General features: G+C 71.5%; 5 protein-coding genes. 1 reads left to right on the forward strand and 4 read right to left on the reverse strand.

Going from position 1 to position 4615, the window contains the following annotated elements:
• Positions 1 to 103: 103 nt before the first annotated feature.
• Both AB0B48_RS30430 and AB0B48_RS30435 read right to left on the reverse strand, forming a co-directional pair.
• Positions 104 to 871, reverse strand: a complete 768-nt coding sequence (locus AB0B48_RS30430; protein WP_357207531.1) for a DUF4352 domain-containing protein — start codon at positions 869 to 871, stop codon at positions 104 to 106.
• A gap of 202 nt (positions 872 to 1073) precedes the next feature.
• Positions 1074 to 1730 carry a 4'-phosphopantetheinyl transferase superfamily protein gene (locus AB0B48_RS30435; RefSeq protein WP_357207534.1) on the reverse strand — a complete coding sequence of 219 codons (657 nt, stop codon included), beginning with the start codon at positions 1728 to 1730 and terminating at the stop codon, positions 1074 to 1076.
• A 198-nt stretch (positions 1731 to 1928) separates the two neighbouring features.
• Between AB0B48_RS30435 and AB0B48_RS30440 the strand changes: the two genes are divergently transcribed.
• Complete coding sequence (locus tag AB0B48_RS30440) at positions 1929 to 2198, forward strand: hypothetical protein (RefSeq protein WP_357207537.1); 270 nt, start codon at positions 1929 to 1931, stop codon at positions 2196 to 2198.
• A 46-nt stretch (positions 2199 to 2244) separates the two neighbouring features.
• Here AB0B48_RS30440 and AB0B48_RS30445 read toward each other — a convergent pair whose 3' ends face one another.
• Together AB0B48_RS30445 and AB0B48_RS30450 are read right to left on the reverse strand one after the other, a co-directional pair.
• A complete protein-coding gene (locus AB0B48_RS30445) occupies positions 2245 to 3027 on the reverse strand; it encodes a peptidase (RefSeq protein WP_355005137.1) in 783 nt (260 codons plus the stop codon).
• Positions 3027 to 4304, reverse strand: coding sequence for a VWA domain-containing protein (locus AB0B48_RS30450; RefSeq protein ID WP_357207540.1), 1278 nt, complete (start codon positions 4302 to 4304; stop codon positions 3027 to 3029). The genes AB0B48_RS30445 and AB0B48_RS30450 overlap by 1 nt, the downstream gene beginning before the upstream one ends.
• Positions 4305 to 4615 lie beyond the last annotated feature (311 nt).

The raw sequence follows: 4615 nt of genomic DNA on the forward strand, positions 1-4615 counted from the left end.
GCCGCGCGGCGCCCCGCGGGGCGGGGGCGGGGCTCCCCCCCCCCACACCCCCCCCCGGGGGGGGGCCCCCGGGGGGGGGCCGCCCCCACGTCGTGTCAGCGCGTCACGGCTTCCAGGAACCGGCGGTCTGGAACTGGTCGTGGTACTCCAGCGCGCCGGAGGTGTCGTGCACGTCGAACACCACGCTGCCGGTGCTTCTGGTGCCGGCGGTCAGGTCGTCCACGGCCGGCATCGGTTTGCCACAGCCGGAGAAGGCTCCACCGATCGCTGTGGTCTTGGTGCCGTCGGCGGCGACCCACTGGAAGTAGAGCGGGTTCGTCGACGCGGTGCCCTTGGTGACAGCCACCGTCACGTCGGCGATCACGTACATGCCCTCGCCGGGCTTCAGTCCGTGGGACTTGCAGGGTTTGGTGGCGCTGCTGAACTTCGTCACGGTGATCTCGACGGTGCCGGCCTCGCGGTTGACGACCAGGGTGTCGCCCGGCGACATCCCGCGGGTGTCGCCGCTCGTCGGCGGGGTCGGCGGGGTGGCCTGTGCCTCGCTCACCGTGGTCGAGGTGCCCTTGGTGCCGATGACGACCGCCACGATGCCGCCGGCGCAGGTGAGCAGGGTGAGTACGGCCGCGGTGACCGCGACGACCACGACGGACTTCTTGGCGCGGTCCGTCAGCGCCGGTGGTGGTGCGATGATCGGGTAGCCGGAGCCGCCGGGTGCCCGATATCCGCCGCCATCGCCCGTGTTCCCGCCCGCCGCCGGGTACGCAGCCCCCGAGAACGGCGGCTGCGGTGTCGCCGCGAACGAGCGGGTCGGCGGCTGCGGGTTCGGCTGTCGGGGGTCGTGCGGCGTGACGCGAGGCTGGGGGTGGGTCACCGTACTCCTTGACGCTTCGGTACGTGCGGTGCGGGAACTCTTCGACGTTACCGTGGGTGGCGGAGCGTCCAATCGCCACGCCGGAGGGCTTCCCACCGCAAGGATGCAAAACCCATCTGGCCAGCGTGGACGGTGTTCAACTGGTCACCGATAGCCAATGTGGATCGGTATTCCATTCATCGCTATGAGTAACCGGGCGAGGTCAACGTGCCGGAAGCACGGCGGCGGTGCGGACCAGCCCGTCGGCGATCACGAATCGGCCGCTGATCGATGCCGGTGGGTCGTCGACCCCCGCCGCGTCCACCCGGGCCGGTGCGATCAGGGCAGTGAACGTGCCGGCATCCGGATCGATGTCGAGTTGGGCGTCGTGGAAGTCCAACCAGCCGCGGACGACCGGATGCCACACCTTGTAGACGGTCTCCTTCGCGCTGAACAGCACGATAGGCCAGTAGGTGCCGCTGGGCAGCCGGGCGCAGATGGCCTCCTCCTCGGGCAGCAGCACGAGTCGGCGTACTCCCGGATTGACCTCGCGGTGCTGCTCGGCGTCCATCCCGACGGACCGGACGTCGGTGGTGTGCGCCGCCGCCGCGGCGCAGTAGCCGGCGGTGTGGGTGATGCTGCCGACGATCCCGGCCGGCCAGACCGGCGCGCGGTCGGCGGCGGCCGGCACGGCGGTTGCCGGCAGGCCGAGGTCGCGCAGTGCCCTGCGGGCGCAAATCCTGCCCGCGGCAAAGTCCCGCCGACGGGTCTGCACCGCCCGCTCGCCGAGGCATGCCTGCTCAGCGGGGAGCAACTCGCCCGTCCAGTCCTCCGGCCCGGCGACGGCGACGGCGACCGTCGATGGCAGCAGGTCACGCATTCCGGTGACCTACTGGTCGGTAGGAATGACGCATCAAATTAACCGTCAAATTTCCGACTCCCACGACGGACGAAGGTACCGCAAAGATGTAACACCGGAGGGACGCGCAGCGCTCTCCCTGATGGCTCCGGGGGGACCACCATCAATGCTGGCCGGCACGGCAGCCGCCAGTCCCGTGGACATCTGGAAGGACGTGCGATGACCGATGGTCTGGAACGGCCGGGGGTGCGGGCCGACGAACACGCCCCGAAGACCCCCTGCTGGAGCTGCGGCTCCTGCGGTGACGAGTGGCCGTGCGCGACGAAGCGCACCCGGCTGCTGGCGGAGTACGGAGGTGACCGCGCCATGCTCAGCGTCTATCTGGGCTCCTGCCTCGCCGCCGCCACCGAGGATCTGCGCGCAGCCCCGGTGATGTCGCTCCAGGACAGGTTCATCGGCTGGTTGCCGCGCGGCTCCCGGCGGCGCTGACCCTCTGGTGGCCTCGCCGCTGGGCGGGGCCACCAGAGGAGGCGTCTCAGCGACGTCGAGGGCGTCGGGTCAGCGCGAATCCGAACACGCCGGCCACCGCGGCGAGCGCGCCGCCGATGCCGGTCCAGACCCAGCGCGAGCCGAGATCCGGCAACCAGTCCGTCAGCGAGCCGCTCTCGTCGTCGGCCTCCGCGTCCACCGGGGGTACGGCATTGAGCACCGTGCCGGCCTTGGTGTTCGGCACCAGCGGGGCGGCCAGTTCGCCGTCGTCAGCCGAGGCGCCCCGGTCGGCGATGGTGCCCACCAGCAGGTCGACGTCGATCGGCGCGCCCAGATCCGGCTCCGGCAGCTCGATCACCGAGAGTCGGACGACGTACGTGCCGGGCAGTGGGTCGGCCGACCAGGGCTCCGCCCACGGCCGCACCTCGCGCAGCGTGCAACCCAGCACCACGTTCGACGCCTTCGCGTCCACTGTCGGGGTCTGGGCCCCCGCCGTGCACGCCTGGCGTCGGCGCAGCCCGTCGAAGACGTCCACCGTCCAGGTGGAGGCGCCGCTGCGTCCCTTCGGGAAGGTGACGGTGGCGCTGATCTCGTGCACCTGCCCGGCCGTCGCCGGGAACGACCAGTAGAGGTGATCGCCGATCGAGGCGTCCACCCGTACCGGTTGTCCGGCGGTGATCGGGGTGGCGGTGAGGAACGACGTGCCGGCACGGTTCACCGGCGTGGCACCCGGGGAGGGGGTTGGTGCGGCGGCGGCCGCGGTGGGGAGCAGAGCGGCCGTGCCGGCGGCGAGCAGCGCCGCCATCGACCGGAACAGTGCGGTACGCATCAGTTCTCCCTCCAGGTGGCGACCCACCAGCGGGTGAGCAGACCGGCGATCAGGCCGGTGAGCAGACCGGCGATGGTGAGCAGTGCGAGCAGCACCCAGCCCCGGCCGAGGTCCGGTCCGTCCGGTGCGGGTGCGGCGGCGACCACGTCGATGGTCAACTCCACCGGCATGCCCGGGGTGGCCGCGGTGCCGGGACGCGGGGCGAACGAATTGCTGACCACCAGGCAGACGGTGGTGGGTTCGATGACCGGCGCGGCGCTCTGCTCGGTCTCGGCGGCATCCTCGTCGTCCGCGGTGGCCGACCAGCGCAGCCCGGCGGAGAGCACGTCGGCCCGCCCGCTGCCGGCGTCCGCGCCGCGGACGAGTTCCCGGCCGTCGGCCGCGGTGGCCCGCAGCAGCACCCCGTAGTCCCGGTTGACGGCCCGGTCCAGCGCCATGCTCACCGAAGCTCGCAGCTCCTGCCCGGGGCGGATCGGCACCCGGTAGTAGCGATGCTCGGAGAACGCTTCCCGGTCGGCGTAGACGCCGGGGGCGAGCAGTGGCGCCGAGTCGCACGCGCTCGTGCCGCCGACAACTGTCGGGGCTCGGGTGTGCGTGTCTCCGGCCCGCTCGACGAGCTGTTTGATCCGGTCGGTCAGCTCCTCGGCGCTCTGCGCGGCGGTGTAGGTCCCGCCGGTGGCGCTGGCGATGCAGAGCAGTTGCCGGCGAACCTTGTCGTCGGGGGCCAGGCCGAGGGTGTCGACGACCAGGCTGGTGCCCTGGGCGGCCAGTTCCCGGGCCACCTCGCACGGGTCCGGTGGAGAGCAGGTGTCCTCGCCGTCGGTGATCAGCACGATCCGCCGGGTGGTGGCCCCGGCGCCCAGGTCCTGCGCCGCGGAGCGCAGCGCAAGCCCGACCGGAGTGAACCCGGTCGGCCGAAGTGTCGCCACCGCCGCCTTGGCGGCGGACCGGTTCACCGGCCCGACCGGCACGATCTGCTGGGTGTCCTGGCAACCGACCTTCTTGTCCTTGCCGCGATAGGTCGCGCCGAGCACCCGGATGCCGAGCTGTGTCTCCTCGGGCAGCGCGTCAACCACCTCGTTGAATGCCTGCTGGGCGACCGAGATCCGGGTGCGTCCGTCGATGTCGGCGGCGCGCATCGACCCGCTGACGTCGAGCACCAGCTCGACCCGGGGCGGCTCGGGCGCCGGCTCCTCGTCGGCTTGTGCCGGGCCGGTCAGCGCGGTGGTCGCCAACAGTCCGATAAGGACCGCCGTCGATCGTCTGAAGTTGATCACGACCCGCAGTGTAGTGAGATCCACTTTGGATGATCGTTTGGGTGCGGGCGCGCGGAAACGGCGACGCCACCCACGTCGGAGTTCGCCTCTGATCGGCAGCACCCGCGCTCAGGGTCCATGCCGGGTCACCCTCGGTCAACTCTGAGAGGGAAGTGGTCGACTCGGCCAGCCTCCGTCGGAAATCTGACCCAAGTCGACCCGTTGTGCCGGTGGTGCGCGGTGGTTAAGCTCTTCATGCGCGCCCCAATCGCCCGCTTCCCCCGTGGCAGGCGATCGGGGCGCGCGTCTTTGTCAAGAAGGGCCCGCACGCT

The organism is Micromonospora sp. NPDC049089 (assembly GCF_040648775.1).
Lineage (GTDB): Bacteria > Actinomycetota > Actinomycetes > Mycobacteriales > Micromonosporaceae > Micromonospora.